Genomic DNA, 23,859 nt, shown 5'->3' with positions numbered 1-23,859 from the left:
CCTATAAATTTAGACATTTTAGAAGTTTACTAATTTATTTCTGCTAAAACTAATTAAGAGTCCATTTTATAAAATATTGATACATCAAATTATTGAAATTCCTTGTTTCATCAAAAGTTATAATTATAAAAAAGTACCGCTAATCAAAGCGGTACTTAGCTTAATTTTCTTAAAAAATTGGTCTTTGAAAAGTCATAAAAATCAAAATGGCTGCTAATCCCAGATAGACTATTAGGGCTAAAAATCTTTGTGGCTTACTAAATGCATTGCGTTCGCCTGAAACTGGTAGAATCACCGCACCTAAAGCTCCACCAACAAGACCACCTAAGTGACCAGAAAGACTGATTCCTGGTAAGAAACTCATGATTAGATTGACAGCCAGTAGGCTCATATAGGATTGCCCCAACTGCTGAAGATAGTAGTTTCGTGTGGCATAGCGCAGAACGACAACTGACGCAAAGAGACCGAAAAGCGATGTGGAGGCTCCTGCAGCCAGACTGTTTGGTGAGAAATATACGACAAATAAGTTTCCCATCACCCCAGACATGAGGTAGAGCAATAAGAATTTCCATGGTCCGAAAATATCTTCTATCTGACGGCCAAGGAAATACAGAGTAAGCATATTGACCACGAAATGCTCTAAACCAATATGGACAAATATGGCGGCAAAAACTCGCCAAAATTCCATAGGCATCTCTTGGATTGTATAGCCACGTACTGCCCCAAAGTAAGACAAGGCTTCCGTACTACTATATTGGAAACCGTAGAAAAGAAACATTAAAACAAAGACAAGGCTCGTTATGATCAATAAAATACTTGTCACTGGGTAGTTTCTATCGTAGATTTGTTTCATATATGATTAACTCCTTTACCGAGACATCATGCAGATCCGGTTTAAAATTCGCTAGCTGAATTTGATAAAGCGTACTGACACTAGCACCAGAAAAATCAGCCAGATAACGGTCATAGTAGCCACCGCCGTAACCGATCCGAAATCCTTGAGAATTGAAGACCACACCTGGCACATGAATCAGATTAATTTCTGTCTTATCCACAGCCTCTTCACTTATCGGCTCCATAAGACCAAAGGAGCTTTTTTGTAGGCGACTTTCATCATAATCAACAAATATCATCCGCCCCTGGCCATAGGTTTTGGGCACTAAAACCCGCTTGCCGTCCGACTGAGCCTGCTTGATAAAAGCTACTGTTGAGACTTCATGGGGCATAGAAAGATAAGTTGCGATGACTTTAGCTTCTTGATAAGCTCTTGACTGAAGCATGTGCTGGGTCAGCCAGCCATCTGCCTGCTCTTTGTCTTTTCCTGAAAGACTCTTCATCTGGCTTAGTACCGTTTGTCTCAGCTCTTTTTTCATGCAACGCGTTCCTCTTTTCTTATCTGTCATTAACTTTATAATCTAGGAATTTCCCAATCTTTTCAATAGCAAAGGGCAGTGCTGCCTCATCCGGTGTCATTTTTGGATGATGGAGGGCATAGGGACTGTCCACTCCCAGCCAGAACATGACGCCCTTGATCTTGCTGAGCAGATAGCCAAAATCCTCACCTGTCATCGCCGGCGCAATATCAATCAGCTCCACTCCGTCTTCCTTCTGGAAAAAGTCCATCAGTTCACCTGCCAGATCAGGATGATTTTCTACAGGCAGATAACCACCTTGCTTGAGCTCCAAGTCCAATTCCAGACCGAAACCTTGGGCTATGCCCTCTGCTATTTCTCGTAAGCGTTTCTGGGTCAAGAGGTTCATCTCCTGAGTCAGAGTCCGAATGGTACCATGCAAAAAGGCCGTTTCTGCGATGACATTGTTGGTTGTGCCAGCATGGAGCGAACCAAAGGTTACAACCGCTCCCTCGATAGGATCGACATTGCGGCTGACAATGGTCTGCACCTGGGTGATAAAGTAGCTAGCCGCAACCAAAGCATCATTGGCTTCATGGGGAAAAGCTGCATGGCCCCCCTTCCCCTTAAAGGTCAGCTTGACTTCACAGGTACCAGCAAAGAGGGTTCCTCTGTTAGTGGCAATATCACCAACTTTGAGATCCGGCCGCACATGAAGTCCGTAAAATTCATCTGGCAGCCAATCGCCAAAAGCATCGTCTTCATACATGAGCATTCCGCCAGCTTCATTTTCCTCAGCAGGCTGAAAGAGAAAGAGCAGATTGTGGGTAGGCTGAGCGCTCACAGCTTGCTCCAGCAGACCTAGAGCGACCGTCATGTGCATATCGTGTCCGCAGGCATGCATTCGGCCTTCATGGGTACTAGCAAAGTCCAGACCTGTCTCCTCGACAATCGGAAGACCATCAATATCTGTCCGCCAGCCAATCGTCTTATCCGGTGAACTGCCCTTGATAAAGACCAAAATACCAGTTCGCCAAGTTCGGATTTCCACAAAGTCTAGACCTGCTGTCAGTCCATCAATGACCTGCATCAGGTAAGCATGAGTCTTGTATTCTTCCAGACCGATCTCTGGTATTTGGTGTAAATCTCGGCGAATTTTTAGATAATCAAGCATTGTTTCTTTCCTTTATTGTCTTGTCAAACCAGATAAAATCTGACCGCACCCAATCAACTTCGGGCGCGGCACTGTTATTTATGCAATATTAAAGTGTGCGAAGAGCGTCTTCTAGAGCTGTCTTCTGCTGGGTCTTCTCATCAATGGTCTTGATAATTCGAGCTGGAACACCAGCAACCACTACATTTTCAGGAACATCCTGAGTCACAATCGCACCAGCCGCAACAACGGAGCCACTGCCAATTTGTACACCTTCAATCACAACCGCATTGGCACCAATCAGCACATTGTCTCCAACCCGAACTGGCTCAGCGCTAGCTGGCTCAATGACTCCCGCTAGAACTGCACCTGCACCGACGTGGCTATTTTTTCCGACAATAGCTCGGCCACCCAGGATAGCACCCATATCAATCATGGTCCCAGCGCCAATCTCTGCACCAATATTGATGACTGCCCCCATCATGATAACAGCATTGTCACCAATTTCGACTTGATCACGGATAATAGCACCTGGCTCGATACGGGCATTGACGTCGCGCTTGTCCAAAAGTGGCACAGCCGAGTTACGAGCATCTTGCTCAACGACATAGGTCTTATTTTCTTCTAAGTTCACTAGGAGAGGCTTGATTTCTTCCCAGTCTCCAAAAAGAACATTGCCTAACTTCACAACAGACCAAGGAATGGTACCGTGCAATTCTCCGTTAAAAGTTACCTTGACAGGAGTCTTTTTCTTGGCGTCAGCGATAAATTTGATGATTTCTTGAGCATTCATTTTGGTAGCAGACATAGCTTCACCTCTTTGTTCTTTCTATTTTTTGAACTAGGAAAGAGGCAAGTCTCTCCTAGCTATCTAATGTTTTCTATTATAACATAATTCGGTCAGTCAGTTTGAACTTTACTAGACATCGAAATCGTTTTTGGATTCTTGGACCTTTTTTAAATGAAACTTTCCATCCTTGTCCCTTGCAAATTCCAAAAGGACGAAGGTTTTATCCTTTGTTTGGTAGGCCATGTTCAAAATAGAGTAGCCTTCAATGTTCGATTTATAATACCTTTTGGGAACTCCCACTTGATCAACTATCTCTATATCCGTGATGCCTTTTTCTTCATCTGGGCTAATCCCTCTAAGAAAGGCAAGCCTCTCATCCGTCAGATATTCTTTTTGAGTAGTATCATAAGAAACACTGACAAGATGTGGACCAGAACCTCTGTTCCAGAATTGAATAACAGCCACGCCTCCGCCTTTTAAATTATAAGTCAGTGATAGCAATTTGTCCTTTTTGCCCACTTTCATTTCGTTGCTAGTTTGGGCTAAACCATATTGACGAACAAAATCAGACACGTGAAGGTTTTTAGTCCCATCATTTTCAATCTTATACTTTACAAAGTCAACCCTCTCCCAATCCAAAGCCTTAGCATTTGGAGAACTATACTTTGACTCTGCTCCCATTGCTTGATCATCTTTATGAGAATTGAGTCCCTTCCCAATTAAGATAAAGAGTCCTATAACAAGCGTTAATACTGCTACAGCAATTAACTTTGAAGAGAAACGAGAAGTTGGTTTAATCCTTTGTATCCTTGCTTCTTTAAACTTTGATTGATAATCTGATCTCCTAGAACCTAAATTTTGTTTCAGTTTCGGTTTTTTTACGTCCTTGGAATTCAATTCCGATATTGGTGTAGCTGGCTTCTCCGAAATGGCTTCATTTGTTGGTTTGGCTTCCTCATTGCGCTTTGATGCAGGTACCGAGCCAGGCATTTCATTAGAATTTCTTCTAGAAGATTCTTTTGTCTTGCCAAATCGTTCCTTATGTTCTTTTCGTAGTTTGTCTAAGTCTCTTTTTTCCATTCTCTTATCCTTTTTCTCCCTTAAACGAAATCAATATCCTTCTATCTAGTTCTCTATCTCCATATATATTCTAGTCCTTCTCAGATGCTCCAAGTAAATATCGCTTCGTTATCAACATAATTAAAAATCTATCTCAATATTGCTACATCTCCCCTGATTGTAACATATAATCAAGGAAAGGAAAACTTCCACTTCTTAGATTTACTGGGCAGATTAGTGAATCAATTTCAACTAAACATATAAAGACCTGGAATTTCCATTCCAGATCTTTCAAAAAATTTTATTCAAACTTTAAGCTACTCGCTCCTCATACCCTATCAGGAATCTCCAAGTGAACGAGAATAAGTCGCTTTTTAATCGGCTCCTTTTTTAGCTAAAAGGAAATCTCCATCTGCCTGTTTAACAAAGGTCAACTTGTACTCATCCGAACCTGATGAGTTGAAACGAATCCTCATTTTGGTAATTACTTCATCTGTTTCAATATCTTCTCCTGCAGACACCGTCAGAGATGAGACTGCATTATCCCCAATGACTTCCTTATAAGAAACCCCGCCTTTACCTGTTTTTGGATCTCCCACTTTCAGCTTATCATAATAATCAGAGGGCATATAAGCGGCTTTAGCCTTTCTGTAATCACCTGAATAAGAAATATTTTGTAAGTAGTAGCGATCGCCTTCCTTCTTAAAAGCAAGCTCCATTTCACGAATTAAGCGATAGTAGAAACTATCTTCATCCTGGTCATAATCATCTAACTCGCCCCACTTTAAATCAATTCTATCTCTTCGAAACGAACCTTTTATAGCCTTACCATACTCATCAAGAATATCTTCTATGGGAGTTCCTAAATCTGGCTTATCGTAATAACCGAACTTAAGAGCAGCGAGATTATTGATATCCCAACTAAATTCTGACTCTTCGGGGTCGATATATTCAGCAGCCACATCTCTTTTTGATTTACCCGTATCAGCTTTTAAATTGATGATTGGATAGAGGCGCTTGGTCAGATTCATATCCCCTGTAGAATAACCAAAAATTAGACCAACTATCAGCCCCAAAACAGCAAAACCTGTGATGCAAATAAGCATTCGCCTTTTTCCTGCTTTCTCTTGATCACGATTTTCAGGCACGTCAAATGGTATCTGTGATTGATTCATATTCATCTTTCATCTATCTCCTCTATCTTAATCTCGTTCTGTGCCAATGTATAAGAATTCCCCATTCGGTTGTGCTAGGAATCGTAATGTCTTATAATCATCATTAACTTCATAGAATACCCTTGCAATCACTCGATTAGAGATATACTTTTCTCCATTAGCAGTAATATCGTTTTCCGTTTCAATTTGGATAGATTGTCCATGTTTTTTCAATAATTCTGATAAAGGAGTCCCTCCCTTGCCTGTTTTTGAATCTCCTTTTTTCAGACTTTTAAACTCTTCATTTGTTAATTTATAATCTTTTGAATTGTCAGTATCCTTTTCATCTTCGTCTTCATCTTCTAGTTTCTGCTTGTCTTGGAATTCGCCTAGCGCATATGCTTGGACATGCTTTAAATAATAATTGTCACCTGATTTTTCAAAATACATAGTGACGCTTTGACTTTTTGAAGACTTCGATCTATCCCAAGAAAGTTTAATCCCCTTCTTGTCATAATCCACACCAGAAGCCAATCCATAGGTATTAACAATTTGATCTGCAGTTAATCCATGACCATCCTTATTGTTATACTTCAACAAGCCAAGATCTTTAAGAGAAAAAGTAAAGACAACCCTGTCTTTCTCTGTGATAAAGCCAGTTTCTGTATCTTTAGCTTCAGCCTTGGCTCGTTCTAGACGTTTATATCGTCGAGTATCAGCTTCGGACTTGAATGATTGTCCCCAAAGATAGCCAACACCTCCACCAATCAGACCAGCAACAAAAGCAGCAAGGACTGAGAAAGTGATCAACTTAATCCAACCGCGTTTAGCTTCCGATTGAAGTTCTTGATGACTTTCCTCTTGAGAAACTAAATTGTTTTCTTTTTGATCAGGCTCTTGATTGGTTTGTCCTTCTTGCGATTTAAAAGGCTTTTTATCCTCTGTTGTCATAACATCTCCTTTACTAGCAACTTTCACCCATTACTCTCCTCACTCTTCGTGAATAAAGTCTGACGCGCAAAATTTAAATGTAATAGTTCTAATATATCATAAATTCACAAGATTGGCCAATGCCCCAATAGATAAAGAGCCCTATACAAAAAAGACCTCTTTCGAGGTCCTTACGTTTGTCTATTAAAGGCGAGCGTTCAATTCTTTGCTCAATTCTTCAAATCCTGGTTTACCAAGAAGGGCAAACATGTTACGTTTGTAGGCTTCAACACCTGGTTGGTCAAATGGGTTGATGGCATTCAAGTAACCTGAAAGGGCGATGGCCAATTCGAAGAAGTAGATAGTGTAGCCAAGAGTGAAGGCATCTTGCTCTGGAAGAGTCACGTACATGTTTGGTACGTCACCATCAGTGTGGGCAAGAAGAACTCCGTCGGTCGCTTTTTTGTTTACAAAGTCAACGTCTTTTCCTTGAAGGTAACCAAGTCCATCAAGGTCTTCTTCCAAAGTAGGAATGATCACGTTCTTACGTGGTTTGTCAACACGAACAACTGTTTCAAACATGATACGAGTTCCTTCTTGGATAAATTGACCCAATGAGTGCAAGTCAGTTGAGAAGTTAGCTGAAGTTGGGTAGATACCTTTTTGGTCTTTACCTTCTGACTCACCAGCCAATTGTTTCCACCATTCTGAGAAGTATTGAAGTGATGGCTCGTAGTTTACCAAGATTTCAGTTGCATAGCCTTTGCGGTAAAGGATATTACGAACTGCTGCGTATTGGTAAGCTTCATTTTCAGCAATCTTATCTGAAGTGTAGTCTTTACGAGCTGCGTTAGCACCTTCCATAAGAGCTTTGATGTCCGCACCTGATGCAGCGATTGGAAGCAAACCAACTGCTGTCAATACTGAGAAGCGTCCACCGATGTCATCTGGAACCACGAATGTTTCCCAACCGTTAGCGTCTGCTTCAACCTTAACAGCACCTTTTTGGCGGTCAGTTGTAGCGTAGATACGTTTGTTGGCTTCTTCTTGACCGTATTTCTTAACCAAGAGTTCTTTGAAGACACGGAAAGCAATTGCTGGTTCAGTTGTTGTACCAGATTTAGAAATCACGTTTACTGAGAAGTCTTTGTCAGCTACGTACTCTACCAAGTCAGCAAGGTAAGTAGATGAAATTGAGTTTCCAGCGTAAAGGATTTGTGGGGCTTTGCGTTCTTCTTTTGTTTGCAAGTTAGCAAAGTGGTGGTTCAAGAAGTCGATGGCTGCTTTGGCACCAAGGTAAGATCCACCGATACCGATCACAACCAAGACATCGCTGTCTGATTTGATTTGCTCTGCAGCTTTCAAGATGCGGTCGAATTCTTCGCGGTCATAATTTTCAGGAAGGTCCAACCAACCCAAAAAGTCGCTTCCAGCACCAGTTCCTTTGCGGATCAATTCATCTGCTGCTGTTACTTGTGCTTGCATGTATTCCACTTCATGAGGGGCAACAAATTTGTCCAAAACTTTTGAATAGTCATATTTAATATGTGACATGATATTCCTCCAATTTCTTTTCTTTAATATGATAACGCTTTACGACTTTTTTAGCAAGCAAAACCTTATTTTAAAACGCTTCCAATTTATTTTTTTACAAGTTAGCAAAACCTAATAGGCACTTCAAGGCAATCGTTTGCGTAATTCACTGAATTTGTCCTACTCTGCTTATGATTCCTCTTCATAGAAAAAGGCCTAGGATTCTATCCCAGACCAGAACATTTCTTGTATATTTTCTCATCTGAAAAATTCACAAATAAGGCTTTCTAATCAGAACCTAGTTCTCGCTTCGCTCAAACTGCGTCAATGTCTCTAAACTCATCTTCCTCCTTCGGAGTTGATTCGTTAAGGATTTTTATACGGTTTACAGATTTTTCCCTTACGGGAAAAACTGCATCCATTGCTCTAAGATTCATCTGCGCCTTGCAGGCTTGACTCACTGCATTTCGGAACGTAGTTCTCGCGTTGCTCAAACTGCGTCAATGTACCTAAGTTCATCTGCGTCCTTTGGACTTGATTCACTAAGGTACATAGAAAAAGAGCACACAGTTTACATCGCTTAGGGCTGCTGGATTCCTCCCCTGACCCGCTTCACGCAAAACTGTTGCTCCATGAATAGTATATCATATTTTTTTACTTTTGGCGACGATTTCTGAAAAAATCTTGCATGATTTGAGCGCACTCTTCTTGGAGAACACCTGTCTCCACCTCTACTCGGTGGTTAAGACGCTCATCCGTCAGAATATCATAAAGGCTGCCAGCTGCTCCAAACTTTTGATTTGGTGCTCCGTAGACAACATGGGGAATGCGCGCTAAACCGATTGCTCCGCTACACATGACACAGGGTTCAATGGTCACAAAAAGTGTTGTATCCAGCAAGCGCCAACCATTCTCATGCTGATTCGCCTCTTCTATTGCCATAATTTCCGCATGCATAACCGCCCGCTGCAACTCCTCACGTGCATTATGCCCACGACCAATAATCTGACCATCTTTAACAATGACACATCCGATTGGAATCTCATCGTTTTCTAAAGCAATTTTGGCCTCTTTCAAAGCCTCCTGCATAAAATATTCTTTTTCTTCTTGACTATAGTTCATAGATTTTCTGTTATCTTTCAAATTCTCTTCTGCTCTATTATAATGTTTAGAGCCAAAAAAAGCCACCAAGAATCTTGGCGACTTTTTAGGAGATTATGAAAAATTTTAGGATAGGTATATCATAAACTCCCTTACTTAAAGAAAACTTAAAGTTTTTTAGAAATTCCGATTGGATCGATTATAGCCGTAGCGCTCCATAAAATCTTCACGGAATTCTAACAAGTTATCATCCATAATAGCTTGGCGAACTTTCTTCATAAGGTTTACTAAGAAGTAAAGATTGTGATAACTTGTCAAGCGAAGTCCAAAGGTCTCGTCAGCCTTGAGCAGATGGCGGATATAGGCCCGCGTGTAATTGGTACAAGTGTAGCAATCACAGTTATGATCCAATGGCGTGAAATCTTCTTCAAACTGGGCATTTTTAACGACTAGGCGTCCTTCACTAGTCATACAAGTGCCGTTTCGGGCAATGCGAGTCGGTAGAACACAGTCAAACATATCCACACCACGGATAACACCATCGATCAAGCTATCTGGAGCTCCCACTCCCATGAGATAGCGAGGCTTATTTTCAGGTAGCATTGGTGTTGTGAAGTCCAGCACCGCATTCATCTCTTCGTGAGACTCACCAACAGCCAGTCCTCCGATAGAGTAGCCTGGGAAATCCATGCTGATCAAGTCTTGAGCAGACTGGCGGCGCAAATCTTCAAAGCCAGCACCCTGAACAATACCAAAGAGGCCTTGGTCATGCGGACGACTATGGGCCTCTAGTCCACGCTCTGCCCAACGGCTGGTCCGCTCAATGGACTTCTTGACATAATCATAAGGCTGGTAGAACTGCGGGCATTCATCAAAGGACATCATGATATCACTCCCCAGATTGTTCTGGATGGAGATGGCCTTTTCTGGTGAGAGGAACATCTTGGAACCGTTGAGGTGGTTCTTGAAGGTCACCCCTTCTTCTGTGATGTTGCGACTATCAGCTAGAGAATAGACCTGGAAACCACCACTATCGGTCAGAATAGGTTGGTCCCAGTTCATGAACTTGTGTAGACCACCTGCACGGGCAATCAGCTCATCTCCCGGCCGTAGCCAGAGATGGTAAGTATTGGCCAAGATAATACCCGACCCCATTTGCTTGAGCTCTTCAGGGGACTGGGTCTTGACTGTCGCCTGAGTGCCAACCGGCATAAACATAGGCGTTGGGAAGGTCCCGTGAGGTGTGATAATCTCTCCCAGACGGGCACCTGTGTGTTTTTCTTTTTTGATCAATCGATATTGAATCGGTGAATCTGACATTTTTACCTCCGATGCTGGGAAAGACAGTCCCAGATCTTATTTTTTGTGGAAGATTCCACAAGATACTGTATGATTTTATCAAAAAAAGCCCCGTCTGTCACGGGGTATGATATAATAGATAGCATTACTGGAGGTTTTTATGAATTTACGTCAACTAAGGGCTGAAGCCCGTCTCCTACAGAGAAAAATACCAGGAATTCTCTTTCTCTTTTTCATCCCGATTATGATCTTGTTGCTTAGCAATTTTTTGGGTGATTCGCAAGAGGATTTGATGGAGTATTTCGCGTCAGTTGATCTAAAACAGGCTTTCTATCTTGAAGTTAGTCGCGGTCTTTTCTCTCAAGTTATCAATTTCGTCATCTCTCTTTTTATCATTTCAGCGTCCTATGCTTTAATTGATTTGTTGCGCAGGCAAACTGAACAGTTGAAGTTTTCGGACTCTCTGCGTGCTTTTTCCAATCAAATCTTTACTCCCCTTGTACTTACTTTGTTTTGCAAGCGCCTGATTTTATTTTGTTGGAGTATTTTACTTTGGGTTGGCTCTGTCATTTCTATATTTACGAGCTACCGCATCCTCTATATCTACAATCAAGCTCCTAATAATCAACTGTCTGATCAAGCTATTCAGCAGATTAGCAACTACTCGCCTTCTCTGTTTCTGGGCTTGCTTCTCGTTACTCTAGGCTTGATTATCTCCCTTCCTCAGCGTTATGCTTATTCGCAAGCTGAGTTTATTCTTTACGATCAACTTAAAGAAGGAACTTACCAAGGTCCGCTTCAAGTCCTTCGTCAAAGCCGGCTTATGATGAAGGGATACAAAGACAAACGTTTTATGCTGGATGTGAGCTTTATCGGCTGGCAGATTTTAATGTTTCTGACCCTTGGTCTTGCTGGAATCTATGTTATTCCCTATATCCATACCAGCTCCGTCCTCTTTTATGAGCAATTAAAAGCCCTGAAAAAATAAAAGCGCCTCTGCTTGAGTGTACTGACCCCAAAAAGTTAGACAGTAAATCTAACCGATTGGGGGTAGTTCATAAGGCAGAAGTGCTTTTTGTTTGTACGCTATTTTAAGCCAGCTCGACTTTAAATACTAGTGGCAGATTAGTCTTAACTTCAGACAAGAATATCCGTAAACCTTGAGAAGTTTGCTCCCATTTCAATGCTTTTTCATAGCCCAGCAAAGAGACACTTTTTATAATACCGTGAAAACGAGAGGCAGGATTTTCCCTTTCATCTGCCAAGGCTTCTACTGTCAGCCATTGATCCGTAGTGGACTCCATTGCAAATGCATAAACAGAGCCTCCCTTGGCTGTGAAACGGAAATCTTGATTAGTATAGGTTACGATATCACCATCAGAAAATGGTCCACTAGCCGGTTGCGTCGGTCCTTCTCCAAATTGTCTCCAAGCATAGGAGTCATATATCGCTGGGCCATTCACCTCCAGCCAAGTCCCTATTTCCTTTAAGATAGCCTGATCTCTCTCAGGAATCGAACCGTCTCCTTTAGGTCCGATATTGAGTAGGAGATTCCCATTTTTAGAAACTACATCGATCAAAGTTTGGATGATTTCTTTGGCAGATTTATAATCCAGTTGCTCTGTGTAGCCCCAGGAATTACGTGCAATAGCTGTATCTGTCTGCCAAGTGAAAGGCTGTATCTCCGCAAAGCCACCACGTTCCATCTCGACAATCCCAGACCCAAAAGCCAGGGCATCGTGCTTGTAACAAATACTAGCTGGCTTACCGGTCGCAGCTCCCAAATTATAATAATAAGCCGCAAAAAGTTTCAAATGTTCTTTAAAGGCTGTATGTTGAATCCACCAGTCGAAGTATAAAATCTCTGGCTGATAGTCTCGGACAAGCTCACAGGTCCGCAAAAGCCAATCATCTAAAAATTCTTGATCGGGATAGGGCTGACCAAATAAATCATGGTGATCTGGCTCTGGCATAGCTGGCCAATAAAGTTCATCTCGACTGACTTCCTTGGCAATATCACTATCGAATTCTTTCCCATGTGAAAAGAAAAAATGATGCTCAGCCCGATGGGAAGAAGTGCAAAAATGAAGATGGGCTTGATCTGCTGCCTGCTTTAACTCCTGTAAGATATCCCGCTTTGGCCCCATTTCCACACTATTAAAAGGTGAGAGCTGACTTTCATAAAGCTGGAAACCATCATGATGCTCAGCTACTGGAAAGATGTAGCGCGCCCCAGCCTCTTTAAATACCTGTACCCACTCCTCCGCCTGAAATTTTTCAGCAGTAAATAGAGGAATGAAATCCTTATAACCAAAATCCTTGTGGGACCCATAGGTTTTGACGTGATGTTCAAACTCGGCAGTACCTTGGATGTACATATTTCGAGAATACCACTCACTCCCAAAAGCCGGGATACTATAAAGCCCCCAATGGATAAAAATCCCAAACTTGGCTCCTGTGAACCAGTTGGGCACCTGATAGGTCGCAAGAGAATCCCAGTCTGGATAGAAAGGCCCTTGATTGGCAACTTTTTTGATTTCTTCTAAGCTAATCTTCATTACTACTGCCTCATTAGTTTGTTTTAAAACGCTTTCTTTTATTCTACCAGTTTTTTGGAAATTAAACAGATTATTTTAGCAAAAATGATTCTGGATTTGCTTATCCATCATATTCACTGCCATCAAAAATATACTCTTCCGTATGAGGTAGTAGGGTTATCTCATCCTCTTGCTTGACATGATGGTAATCTTGAAAATAGAGAATCTTTTTTTCTCCTGCATAAAAAAGCGGGATCATAATCGGTTTTCCATTTTTGCAAACACGATAAAAAATCGCACTGTCTATCATATTTTCAATAAAAATACCTTCCTGCCCCTCTGATATCAAACGTTGGAAACGTGCTAATAACTGGCCATAATGATCATATAAAGCGATCGTTGTAAGACCTAGTGGTGTTTCTTCTAGTTTTTTTTGGAAGCATTGTTTTTTCCTCTTTCTACTGAGATTATACCGACTTCCCCTTGCTCAAAACAGGACATGAATGTCACTATGATATTTGATGTTTTGAGCAAAAAACTCTTTTCCTAAAAGACTCATTTACAAGAGGACTTTAAAGCCTGGACCAGAAAAAAGAAGGCTGAATCAATGTTCAACCTTCTTTGTCTTTGCAGCTATGAATAGGATCATTTTACAGGCAATTAGTTGTTTTCACAGATACACATCATTTACTAATTTGCCACTCGGTAGTATGGATGTTGGGCTGCATAGGTAGAATCACTACCTAGTTGTAGCTGTTCTTTCGGACATTCATTCCCTGTGACAGGCATAGGCGCACCTTTAGGAATAAAGAATAAGGGATCACTACTGCCCGCGCTCGCATAGCCAAAACCAACTACATATTTCCCATCTTGGATCTTCCCGTCATACAATGTATTATTTGCAATTTCCTTACCATCGTTTTTCTTAAAGATACTAGTGCCATCTGCCTTAAAAGTCAGTTGCTCACCCAAATCATTGGTCCAAGTTCCTGCTACACTAGAAAAATCACCACCAGCAATAGCCTGAATATCCATGCTTGCTGTAGCCATCTGAGTTGTAGTATCTTCTTTTTGACTAGTATTGGCATCTTGCTTGCTTGAGTTGCCCGTATCTATTTGATTAGCTTTGGAATCCTGGCTACTTGAGTTGGTCGCAACCTTTTCCTTTGTGGATGATGTTTCCGATTTTTCGCTGGATTTGGTAGTCTGAGTAACCTTGCTTGAGCTACTGGTTGCACTTTCTTGCTTATTCCCACAAGCACAGAGAAAGAAGCAAGTCGCTAAAGACATAACAACTAACAGAGTAAATTTTATAGTTTTCATCACTAATTCTCCTTTTTGTAACAAAAGAAATATTTTGTAATTTAATTGTAATCTTTTGTAATATATATGTCAATAGTTTTTTGATTATATTTTAAATTTAATAGGAGGCTACAAAAAAAGTGACACTTAAACCGAAATGTCACTTTTAAAATTGGGTAAAGATTAAAATCTGTCTAAATCTTGACAAATTCGCTGAAAAGCTGTCTCAAGCGAATCTTCATCTGTGAAAAAGACTTCCCCTTCCCAGCCTAAGAAGTCTCGGTCTTTCCACCAGCGCTTCATGTCGGCTGGGGTAAATTCTTCTTGCTTCGCTCTGGTTTGATGACGGCGGACTGTTTCTTCAAAAGTCAAATCATAGTAATACGCTAGAGTCTGAGAACCAAATAAATTCCGCAAACGCTCTAGCATCTGTCCGTAAATGTCTGTCTCATAAAACCCTTCAACCAGAACCAGCAAATCATGCTCGTAGCCGAAGTGGGCCAGTGTCTCCGTCAGGTCAATAGACAAATTTCCCGGCTCGACTTTTTCCTTGAGCATGTCCCGTCTAATCGTATCCTGCGCAATCAAGAGAGTACCTCGACCGTAGTGAGCCTGTAGTTTCTTGGTTAGGCTAGACTTGCCAGAGCCGGAATTTCCACGAATGATGACTAACTTGGCCATCTTATTCGCCCAGAATCAAGCGGGTATGCTCGCGTTTAATACAACGGTCCATGACAATATCGTCTCGACCGGCAGCCCGCAAAATCTGCTCAGCTTCCTCACTCTCCAAGCCCAACTGTGCCCAGAAAATCTTGGCATCTGCTTCCAGAAAATCACGCGCTACATCTGGCAAAAACTCACTGCGACGGTATACATCGACAATATCCACCGGGAAAGGAATGTCTTTGAGACTGGCATAAACAGTTTCACCAAAAATCCGATTGCCTGCTGCCCGAGGATTGACTGGGATAATGCGATAACCTCGCTCCTGCATCTCCTTGGACACACGGTTACTGGTCGTTTCCTCACGGTCTGACAGACCAACAACAGCAATCACCTTGCTGTTTTCCAGATAATGCTTGACAATGGCATCACTGGGATTTTGAAAATGATAAGTCATAGACTTCCTCCTCATTCATAATAAAGCTGGATAGTTTTGTAAGTATTGCGTCTTAACTGAGTCTGGGCTAAAACCTTGGAAAATAGATAAATTCTCCTGTTATCGTTGCCATTTAGTTGTTCTGTTAATATTATACACTTAATTGAATCCGGGCTAAACACTGTGTGAAAAAGACAAGCTTCCTCGCATTCATCGAACGCTAAGTCAGCTTTCTATTTTCACTTTGTGTTTTACGCCCTTGATATCTTATTTTGCCTCGTACCATGTCCGGCCGGCATTTTCATCAGCTACTAGTGGAACGGCCAGCTCAATCGCGGCTTCCATGGTTTCTTTGACTAGCTGGCGGACGGCTGTTAACTCGTCGTTTGGCACTTCCAGCACGATTTCATCGTGAACCTGCAAGAGCATGCGAGACTTGAAATTCTTCTCTGTCAGAGCTCGATCCAGATTAATCATGGCGACTTTGAGAATGTCTGCGGCCGATCCTTGGATGGGGCTGTTAATGGCTGTGCGCTCCGCAAAATTTCGGATGTTAAAGTTGCGGGAATTGATGTCCGGCAAAGAGCGACGGCGATGATAAATGGTCTCTACATAGCCCTTATCACGCGCTTCGCGAACAATCGTTTCCATATAATTTTTGATTCCTGGGAAACGCTCAAAATAGGTCTCAATGTAGTCCTTAGCAGCCTTGCGGGAAATTCCCAAATTATTGGCCAGTCCAAAGTCGGAAATGCCATAGACTACTCCGAAGTTGACAGCCTTGGCATTACGGCGGTCATTAGGCGTCACATCCTCTGCCTTTTCAATACCAAAGACCCGCATGGCTGTAGCGGTGTGAATGTCTTCTCCATGCTGAAAGGCAGCAATCAGATGCTCGTCCTGAGAAATATGAGCCAGCACTCGCAGCTCAATCTGGGAATAATCCGAGCTGAGTAACACGCTGTCTGCCCACTCTGGCACAAAGGCCTTGCGAATGAGGCGCCCCTGCTCCAAACGAACGGGGATATTCTGCAGGTTCGGGTCAACGGAAGACAGGCGGCCAGTCTGAGTCAAATCCTGAACATAGCGAGTATGAATCTTACCGTCAGCTGCTATCGCCTCCTGCAGTCCGATGATATAAGTGGACTGGAGTTTGCTGATTTGACGATATTCCAGAATCTTAGACACAATCGGTGCAATGGGAGCTAGGCGCTCCAGCACATCAACCGCTGTAGAATAACCTGTCTTGGTCTTTTTGGTGTACTCCAGCGGCAACCCCATATCCTCAAAGAGAATGGTTCCCAGCTGTTTTGGCGAGTTAATATTAAACTCCTGACCAGCCAGATTATAAATCTCCTGGGTCAGGCTTTCCAGCGTCTTTTCATTTTCCGCCTGCATACCTTGCAGGGTTTCCCGCTCAACCTTGATCCCTGCAATCTCCATCTTGGCTAGGACAAAGGCCAGCGGCTGCTCCATTTCAAGCAACAAATCCAGCTGATCGTGGGCGCGGAGCTGGTCTTTCATTGGCTCTTCTGTTTCCAGCAGTACCTGAACCTTACGAGCTAGATGCTCAAAGAGCCGCTCTTGCTCCGGCAGAGCACGCTTGGCCCCCTTGCCATAAACCTCGTCATCAGTCGGCAGAATCGTTTGGCCGTAGAGGCGAGCAATAGTCGCCAGCTCATTGTCCTCGACCGTCGAAAGCAAATACTTGGCTAGGCGCGCATCAAAGGAGGCTGCTGGTAGTTCAATGCCGTAATGACTGAGCAGTACCTTGGTCCGCTTGAGGTCGTAGGTTTTCAGAGCTGTTTTTGTCAAAAATTTCTGAAAGAGAGGCTGTTGCAGTAAATCGCTGGAGCCGACATAAATCTGACGGCTATCGCCCCAGGCAAGACCGACAATCTCTTCCTTGTGGTAGTTGTCACCTAAAATTTCAAAATAGAAAAATTGCTCTGGTACCAGCATATCCGCTGTCACCTCAGTCACTTGGGTAAATTCAATTGGTTTGACTTCTACTGGCTCTTGACCAGTTCCTAGCTGAGCCTTGAGTTGCTTGAAGCCCATCTCATCATAGAACTTGCTCAGAGCCTCTACCTGAGGACCCTTATAAACCAAATCATCCAACCCGATTTCAATCGGAGCCTGAGTATTGATAGTAGCTAGAGTTTTAGATAAAAAGGCCTTGTCCTTGTCATTGATCAGATTTTCCTTCATCTTGGAAGCCTTGAGCTGGTCGATGTTTTCATAGAGATTTTCCAAAGTGCCATACTCCAAGAGGAGCTTGAGACCAGTCTTCTCACCAATCTTGGTCACGCCGGGGATGTTATCCGACTGATCGCCCATTAGCGCCTTGAGGTCGATGAACTGCTCTGGCGTGATGCCCATCTTCTCCATGAGGTAGGCTGGGGTAAATTCCTCAAACTCGGCCACTCCTTTCTTGGAAATCTCCACTACGGTATTATCATCCGTCAGCTGAATCAAGTCTTTATCACCGCTAACAATGGTTACATCGTAAGGCACAGCTGTCTTTTCAGCCATCTTGTCCAAGGTTCCGATAATGTCATCCGCCTCGTACTGAGCCAAGTCGTAGTAGTGAATGCCTAGGTGCTGCAGCATTTCTCGGATAAAGGGCAGCTGCTCACGAAATTCATCCGGTGTCTTGGCCCGACCAGCCTTATAGTCGGCGTACATCTCGGTCCGGAAGGTCGTCTTTCCAGCATCAAAAGCCACTAGAACATGAGTCGGCTGCACGCGCTCCAAGAGATGATTGAGCATGAGGTGGAAGCCATAAATGGCATTGGTATGCAGGCCCGATGGACTCTTGAAACGGTCGATTTGATTATAAAGCGCAAAAAAAGCGCGAAAAGCAACGGACGAACCGTCGATTAATAATAATTTGTTCTTTTTTTCCATAGGTTTATTATAACATACATCAAGCAGCACCCAAAAGCCATAAATATCGCATTCTTCATATAAAATCTTATACAAAAATTTAAAAAATGTTAAAATGTAAATATATTATATGAGTGGCATTTTTTATTTAAACATCTAGTATAGTTTGAAGAGGAATTAGATGAAAAATTTAGAAATAGGAAAACGTATTCGTACTTTACGGACTGAAAAAGGATTGAGTCGAGAAGCATTTTGTGGAGATGAAAAAGATCTAACGATTCGTCAGTTAGGCCGAATTGAAACAGGAAATAACTTACCTAGCTTGGCTAAATTAGATTATATAGCTGAAGTATTAGAGGTTCCAATAACACAGCTAATCGATGAAGGATTACTCATTGTACCTAAAGAGTATTTAAAACTGAAAACAAAATTGATTCGTCAATCTATTCATGGAGATGAAGAAAAAATCCACCAACGTGAAGCTATCTTTGAAGACATTCAAGAACGTTTTTATGATCAACTCCCTGAGGATGAACAAATAGCAGTTGAGGTTCTACAAGCTATTGATGATGTATATGTTTCTGAAAATGCCGAATTTGGAGAAGGTTTAATTGAGGAATATTTTGAACAAACAATGTTACGAACAGAATATTCGACAAATGATTTACTACTGTTGTACTTGTATTTTTTGTCTCTAGCTGTTAATTCAGAACGAGATGAAATAACTTTAAAAAAAGTTTGTCTAAATATTGTATCTCAAACAAATTACGAAGATGCCAGTTATACTCATCTATTGCAAAGGGTACTTATAGGATTAGTTCTTTATCAAATCGATATTGATTATCATGAATTTATTCCTGAAATATTGAGTATGTTAAGAGAAATTATGATTGAAATAGGAGACACTAGTTTAAAACCCACAGTTGATTATTTAGAAGCAAAGTATTACCTCTATGGTAAAGGAAATGAAGAAAAAGCCCTACAGTATTACGACAAAGCTATTATGGGAGCAGAGTTTTTAAATGATAATTTATTTAAAAACCAAGTTTTAGAGGAAAAAAATCTAGACTTCCCAAACATTTGATTTGTACATAATAGATATTATTTTCAATAACTGAAACAACAGGACATAAATGTCCTGTTGTTTTTCTTTTTTAAGGTTTATACTGTTATTGTAAATAAGTTCAGGAAAGCGTAAAGCTAGAAATAATTTATTTTAAAAAGACCGAATTGGCAAGTAGGTGTGGAATATAGTGAAAACAATTGACTATTCTATGGACAAAAAGTTTGTAAAGTAGAAAGAGGCTGAAAGATGATTAAAGTAGAGAGAGTTACTAAAAGTTTTGGAGATAAAGTTGCTTTAAACAATATTAGTTTTGTAGTAAATGAAGGAGAGATTTTTGGATTCCTAGGTCCGTCTGGTTCAGGAAAAACAACAATGATCAATATCTTGATAGGACAGCTACCTGCTAATAGCGGAAAGACAGAATTGTTGGGGAAAGATTCTCAAGAATTGCTCCCTTCAGATTTTGAAGAGTTAGGCTTAGTGGGAGATACAAGCGGTTACTATGAAAAATTGAGCTTGTACAAAAATTTGCTATTTTTCGCAAAACTATATGATACTTCAACAAATCGAATTGAGGAAATTCTCAAACAAGTTGATCTGTATGATAGCAAAGATACTCCAGCTGAAAAACTTTCTACAGGCATGCGTCAACGAATGCTTTTAGCTCGTGCTTTAATCAACTATCCTAAGGTATTATTTTTAGATGAGCCTACGAGTGGATTAGATCCTACTACATCAAAGAAAATTCATAAACTATTACAAGAATTGAAAGAAAAAGGAACAACAATCTTTTTAACCACTCATGATATGAATGAGGCAACTCTTTTATGCGATGATTTGGCTCTTTTGAATAAAGGTCATCTTGTTGAGCAGGGAAGTCCTAAAAATATCATCCAAAAATATAACACGGAAAAGAAAGTTGAACTTACTTATAGCGATACAAGTAGAGAAATAATCAACTTCGAGGCCTTGAAAGAAGAGAACTACCAAAAAATTATGATGATTCATTCATGTGAGCCAACACTTGAAGATATTTTTATTAAATTGACAGGAGAAAAATTAGATGCTTAAACGAATTTTAGCCCTTATTTGGTTGAGGACACAAGTATTATTGAATAACAAAAACACTTTAGTTCAGGTAATATTTCCGTTCTTTCTAGTACTGCTTTTCCAAAATTTCATGAATACTGATGGAACTCAAGGGAAAACATTGCTATATAGTAGTTTAACAATGGCTTTCTCATTCTCTTCAGGTTCAATGATTTCAAGTTCGATTGCAGAAGAAAAAGAGAAAAGAATTTTTAAAACTCTTGTTTTAAGTGGGGTTCGCCGAGGAGAATATCTTATTTCTGTTCTATTTTATCCTGTAATTTTTGCATCAGCAGCAATTATTGCCTTCCCTATAATGGTTGAATTTAATTTTGGAACAGATTACCCTGTATATCTTGCTGTAGTTTCATTAGTAGCCTTATGTACTATACTTCTTAATTTAGTTATTGGCTCTATATCAGAAACACAAACACAGGCGCAAGTGTATGGTTTAATTCCCATGTTAGCTTTATCATTCTTACCAATGTTTTCACAAGTTAGTTCAGAAATTAAGAATTTTATGGATACAACCTTCTTGGGAATTTATGTTGACTTCTTTAATAAAGCTGATTTTAAATTAAATTTTGATAGTTTAATCGTATCTCTTTTATGGATTGTTGGATTATTTGGGCTAAGTTATTGGGCTCTCAAAAATACAAAAAGACCAAAACTTCGAAAACTAACCATCAATAAATTTCCAAAACTAACACTTCTAAAAAGATAGAGGGTAACAAATGATTGAACGATAGCATTAATCTTGTTGCATAGTGTACTACAATAATATTTACCAATTCAAAACTGCTCCAAATTACTTTCTTTTTCATTATCTATAAGTGTTGCTCCTTATAATGAAAGTTATGCCTTAATAATAAATATAAAAAGCCTAAACAATTGAGAATATCTTTAAATAAAACCGAAAGAATCACTCGTCTTCCCTAAAAGAAAATTCGACGACCCTTGCTTCATCTAGTTCAATCGCAACATTCCCTACATCTTATCAATCCTCTGTGTTATAATAATAAAAACTAGGAGGTAAGAGATGTTTCCAATCCGTATTACAACTCTTATGACTGAAGAAGTTTATAAAAGATTTTCTTGGGCTATTCTCGTGCGACGAAAAGGATTTGTATTATACATAATCATACTGATAATCGGACTGTTCACCTACGTAATGTTCAGTCCGTTAGAGAAAAAGATAATTTCTATCATATTGGCTCCCCCTATTTGCGCCTCTATGTACTATTTTGGCATGAATTATCAGATAAAAAGGGCTTATCAAAAAAATCCTTTATTTCAGAACATGGAGGTCACTCTGATATTTGACAGAGAGTCTTTTGTAGCTCAGAATAAACGTGGAGAATTTCACTATACCTATGATGATATTGTCAAAGTCATTATGACAAAGCAAGATTTTTATATCTTGATAGGGGAGAACACTGGTTTTGCAATTGAAAAAAAGAACTGCACTCCCGAGGCTCTTGAGTTCTTGTTAGAACTTCACATTGAAAATATGTAAAATAAAAAGCAGGCTAGACTGACAGTAGATCAGTTTTAGTCTGCTTTTTATCTTGTAAATAGTTGCTTGATATCCAATAACTTTTCTATTTTCTGATTGATTTCTGGTCGGTAGTCACAGAAGTTAATGCTCTGGATGCCACTGTTGACTGCGACATCCACATCCAGTGTCCGATCACCGATATAGTAGGTTTTCTGCTTATCCAGGCCATATTTCGCGAGCAGATAATCGACACCTTCTGGGTGGGGCTTGCGCTCAAAACCGTTGGCTGTTGTGATGATTTCTGTAAAATAGTCATGAATACCCAAGTCTTCCAAGATTTGATGGGCATTGAGTCCCTTGTGAGTATAGACAAACTGAGCAATGCCCCGCTCTTCAGCCCAGGCCAGTATCTCCTCAGCTCCTTCCATCAGATGAACTTGAGCATTTTTCTCCTTTAGGCTTGCTCCTCGGAAGGCATTCATATCGGCAGCGTCCAGCCCCTTCTCAGATGCTACTTCCTCCAAGAGCTTCTGGACAGAGTGCTTTAGGATATAGCTGTGAATACTCGCCCTGTCGAAGTCCAGACCATAGTGAGCATAGGTTTCCTCAATCCCCGCTAAAATAGCATCGTAGGAGTCCAGCAAGGTGCCGTCCAAATCCCAAATAAACGCTTTTGTCATGTGATTTACCTCATTTTTCTGTCAAATAAAACTTTTAAAAATAGCCAGCGGAAGCCATTGTCCAAGAGTGTCCCAGCCCAGACCCCCGGAAGGCCCAAGCCAAAGGTCACACCCAACAAATAGCCTGATATGATGCGAATCAGCCACATGCCAATAGTCGTAGCATAAAAGGGCAGTCTAGCGTTGCCCAGCCCCTGCCAGAGAGCTGTGTAAATCACGGTCCCCACTGCCATGGGAGTCCCCAGCAGGGAGAAGAGGATGACTAACAGACTGGCTGTGATAGCTCCGCTATTGTTCGTATAGAGCGAGGTCAACGGCCGACCAAAAGCAAAAATCCCTAGAGCCACGGGTAGCATACAAGCAAAAGATAGCCAGAAGGTCCGCTTGCGAATCAGACTGACCGCTTGCAAATCTCCCTCACCGATCGCATGGGCGACCAACATGACTGTTGCTGTTGCGACCCCGAAGATTGGCATATAGTTAAACTGAGTCAGAACTTCTCCGATAGCATTTCCCGCTACTGCTTCCGTGCCAAAGGCGACTACAATAGCAATAATCACCACGTCACCCGCCCGCATCATGAGACGCTCTCCTGCAGCCGGCAGAGACAGGCGCAAGAGCTCTCCATCTAAGCCCCAGCTCCAGCGAATCGTGAAAAAATCCAGCTCTCGCCAAAGAATGACTACACCGACCAATCGAGCCAGCACGGTTCCCAGTGCTACACCGACAATACCAAGCTGAAAGACGTAGATCCCCAGACCGGAAAAGAGGGCATTGAGGACATTGGTCAGAAGACTGACATACATGGGAAATCTAGGATTGCGCGTGACCCGCACTAAAGCTCCAAAAGAAGTCATCAAGCCCAACAGGACAATAGTCCCACCAACCAGAGCTAGATAAAGACCCCCAGCTTCAGCCACTGCCTTTTCCGTCCCCAGAAGATCCAGCATCTGCCTGCCAAAGAGTAGAGAAATCAGCCCCAACAGAAGGCTCAAAAGCAGGGTCAGCTTGATAGCTTCAGCTGTATGATAGGCTAGATTTTCCTTGTCTCCCTGAGCCAGAGTCTTGGAAATGAGACTTGAAATAGCAGCCCCTAAAGCGATAAAAATTGCTTGATAAATAGTAATAATATTGCTGGCCACCGAGACACCAGAGATTGCAATTAGCCCAAGACTGGCTACCAGATAGTTGTCTACCATACCCATGAGCATTTGCAAAAAGTTCTCCGTCATAGCTGGCAGGGCGATATTCATGATTTTTTTATAAGTTGTCATAAAGAAAATTCTTCCTTTTAAGCATAAGCTACTTCACCTTTCCATAGGACATCT

General features: G+C 41.4%; 23 protein-coding genes and 1 other RNA gene. 5 read left to right on the top strand and 19 right to left on the bottom strand.

The window, feature by feature from the left end:
• Nucleotides 1–169 precede the first annotated feature (169 nt).
• The 11 genes from AWH02_RS03860 to tgt all read right to left on the bottom strand — a co-directional run bounded on the left by AWH02_RS03860 (nt 170) and on the right by tgt (nt 10,392).
• Complete coding sequence (locus AWH02_RS03860) at nt 170–853, bottom strand: rhomboid family intramembrane serine protease (RefSeq protein WP_060553205.1); 684 nt, start codon at nt 851–853, stop codon at nt 170–172.
• Nucleotides 834–1,373 (bottom strand): 5-formyltetrahydrofolate cyclo-ligase, encoded by a 540-nt coding sequence (locus tag AWH02_RS03855; RefSeq protein WP_060553206.1) that lies wholly within the window; start codon nt 1,371–1,373, stop codon nt 834–836. Before AWH02_RS03855 ends, AWH02_RS03860 begins: the two co-directional genes overlap by 20 nt.
• A gap of 19 nt (nt 1,374–1,392) precedes the next feature.
• Nucleotides 1,393–2,526, bottom strand: a complete 1,134-nt coding sequence (locus AWH02_RS03850; RefSeq protein ID WP_060553207.1) for an N-acetyldiaminopimelate deacetylase — start codon at nt 2,524–2,526, stop codon at nt 1,393–1,395.
• Between the two features lie 88 nt (nt 2,527–2,614).
• A complete protein-coding gene (dapD, locus tag AWH02_RS03845; protein ID WP_060553208.1) occupies nt 2,615–3,313 on the bottom strand; it encodes a 2,3,4,5-tetrahydropyridine-2,6-dicarboxylate N-acetyltransferase in 699 nt (232 codons plus the stop codon).
• A 111-nt stretch (nt 3,314–3,424) separates the two neighbouring features.
• Nucleotides 3,425–4,375, bottom strand: coding sequence for a hypothetical protein (locus AWH02_RS03840; RefSeq protein ID WP_060553209.1), 951 nt, complete (start codon nt 4,373–4,375; stop codon nt 3,425–3,427).
• A 353-nt stretch (nt 4,376–4,728) separates the two neighbouring features.
• On the bottom strand, nt 4,729–5,535 hold the full coding sequence (locus AWH02_RS03835; protein WP_060553210.1) for a hypothetical protein: 807 nt from the start codon (nt 5,533–5,535) through the stop codon (nt 4,729–4,731).
• 21 nt (nt 5,536–5,556) lie between these two features.
• Nucleotides 5,557–6,459, bottom strand: a complete 903-nt coding sequence (locus AWH02_RS03830; RefSeq protein WP_060553314.1) for a flagellar basal body-associated FliL family protein — start codon at nt 6,457–6,459, stop codon at nt 5,557–5,559.
• A gap of 183 nt (nt 6,460–6,642) precedes the next feature.
• The gene (locus AWH02_RS03825) at nt 6,643–7,992 is read right to left on the bottom strand and encodes a glucose-6-phosphate isomerase (RefSeq protein ID WP_060553211.1); all 1,350 of its coding nucleotides are present in this window, start codon (nt 7,990–7,992) and stop codon (nt 6,643–6,645) included.
• 523 nt (nt 7,993–8,515) lie between these two features.
• Nucleotides 8,516–8,613: signal recognition particle sRNA small type (ffs, locus tag AWH02_RS03820), an RNA gene on the bottom strand.
• A gap of 12 nt (nt 8,614–8,625) precedes the next feature.
• Entirely contained in the window at nt 8,626–9,093 is a 468-nt protein-coding gene (gene tadA / locus AWH02_RS03815) for a tRNA adenosine(34) deaminase TadA (protein WP_060553212.1), read from the bottom strand.
• Between the two features lie 156 nt (nt 9,094–9,249).
• On the bottom strand, nt 9,250–10,392 hold the full coding sequence (gene tgt, locus AWH02_RS03810) for a tRNA guanosine(34) transglycosylase Tgt (RefSeq protein WP_060553213.1): 1,143 nt from the start codon (nt 10,390–10,392) through the stop codon (nt 9,250–9,252).
• A gap of 139 nt (nt 10,393–10,531) precedes the next feature.
• On the opposite strand from tgt, the gene AWH02_RS03805 reads away from it, so the two are divergent.
• Nucleotides 10,532–11,359 (top strand): DUF975 family protein, encoded by an 828-nt coding sequence (locus AWH02_RS03805; protein WP_060553214.1) that lies wholly within the window; start codon nt 10,532–10,534, stop codon nt 11,357–11,359.
• A 103-nt stretch (nt 11,360–11,462) separates the two neighbouring features.
• On the opposite strand, the gene AWH02_RS03800 is transcribed toward AWH02_RS03805, so the two are convergent.
• The 6 genes from AWH02_RS03800 to polA all read right to left on the bottom strand — a co-directional run bounded on the left by AWH02_RS03800 (nt 11,463) and on the right by polA (nt 18,219).
• Complete coding sequence (locus AWH02_RS03800; protein ID WP_060553215.1) at nt 11,463–12,929, bottom strand: alpha-L-fucosidase; 1,467 nt, start codon at nt 12,927–12,929, stop codon at nt 11,463–11,465.
• Between the two features lie 100 nt (nt 12,930–13,029).
• Complete coding sequence (locus AWH02_RS11000) at nt 13,030–13,167, bottom strand: hypothetical protein (RefSeq protein ID WP_155560578.1); 138 nt, start codon at nt 13,165–13,167, stop codon at nt 13,030–13,032.
• Between the two features lie 431 nt (nt 13,168–13,598).
• Entirely contained in the window at nt 13,599–14,231 is a 633-nt protein-coding gene (locus tag AWH02_RS03790) for a DUF6287 domain-containing protein (RefSeq protein ID WP_060553217.1), read from the bottom strand.
• Nucleotides 14,232–14,393: 162 nt separating this feature from the next.
• Entirely contained in the window at nt 14,394–14,891 is a 498-nt protein-coding gene (locus AWH02_RS03785) for a kinase (RefSeq protein ID WP_060553218.1), read from the bottom strand.
• Nucleotide 14,892: 1 nt separating this feature from the next.
• Nucleotides 14,893–15,330 carry a CoA-binding protein gene (locus AWH02_RS03780; RefSeq protein WP_060553219.1) on the bottom strand — a complete coding sequence of 146 codons (438 nt, stop codon included), beginning with the start codon at nt 15,328–15,330 and terminating at the stop codon, nt 14,893–14,895.
• Nucleotides 15,331–15,576: 246 nt separating this feature from the next.
• Complete coding sequence (gene polA, locus AWH02_RS03775) at nt 15,577–18,219, bottom strand: DNA polymerase I (protein ID WP_060553315.1); 2,643 nt, start codon at nt 18,217–18,219, stop codon at nt 15,577–15,579.
• 160 nt (nt 18,220–18,379) lie between these two features.
• Here polA and AWH02_RS03770 point away from each other — a divergent pair, with 160 nt between their 5' ends.
• From AWH02_RS03770 to AWH02_RS03755, 4 genes are all read left to right on the top strand, one after another.
• Complete coding sequence (locus tag AWH02_RS03770; protein WP_045772670.1) at nt 18,380–19,282, top strand: helix-turn-helix domain-containing protein; 903 nt, start codon at nt 18,380–18,382, stop codon at nt 19,280–19,282.
• A gap of 228 nt (nt 19,283–19,510) precedes the next feature.
• Nucleotides 19,511–20,335, top strand: a complete 825-nt coding sequence (locus AWH02_RS03765; protein WP_060553220.1) for an ABC transporter ATP-binding protein — start codon at nt 19,511–19,513, stop codon at nt 20,333–20,335.
• Nucleotides 20,328–21,077 carry an ABC transporter permease gene (locus tag AWH02_RS03760; RefSeq protein ID WP_060553221.1) on the top strand — a complete coding sequence of 250 codons (750 nt, stop codon included), beginning with the start codon at nt 20,328–20,330 and terminating at the stop codon, nt 21,075–21,077. The genes AWH02_RS03765 and AWH02_RS03760 overlap by 8 nt, the downstream gene beginning before the upstream one ends.
• A gap of 315 nt (nt 21,078–21,392) precedes the next feature.
• Complete coding sequence (locus AWH02_RS03755) at nt 21,393–21,869, top strand: YcxB family protein (RefSeq protein ID WP_060553222.1); 477 nt, start codon at nt 21,393–21,395, stop codon at nt 21,867–21,869.
• 47 nt (nt 21,870–21,916) lie between these two features.
• On the opposite strand, the gene AWH02_RS03750 is transcribed toward AWH02_RS03755, so the two are convergent.
• Both AWH02_RS03750 and AWH02_RS03745 read right to left on the bottom strand, forming a co-directional pair.
• Complete coding sequence (locus AWH02_RS03750; protein WP_060553223.1) at nt 21,917–22,531, bottom strand: HAD-IA family hydrolase; 615 nt, start codon at nt 22,529–22,531, stop codon at nt 21,917–21,919.
• 5 nt (nt 22,532–22,536) lie between these two features.
• Entirely contained in the window at nt 22,537–23,805 is a 1,269-nt protein-coding gene (locus AWH02_RS03745) for an MATE family efflux transporter (protein ID WP_060553224.1), read from the bottom strand.
• Nucleotides 23,806–23,859 lie beyond the last annotated feature (54 nt).

This window comes from Streptococcus gordonii (genome assembly GCF_001553855.1).
GTDB lineage: Bacteria > Bacillota > Bacilli > Lactobacillales > Streptococcaceae > Streptococcus > Streptococcus gordonii.
The sequence above is the reverse complement of the archived record's forward strand: the minus strand, read 5'-3'. Positions and strand labels throughout refer to the sequence as shown.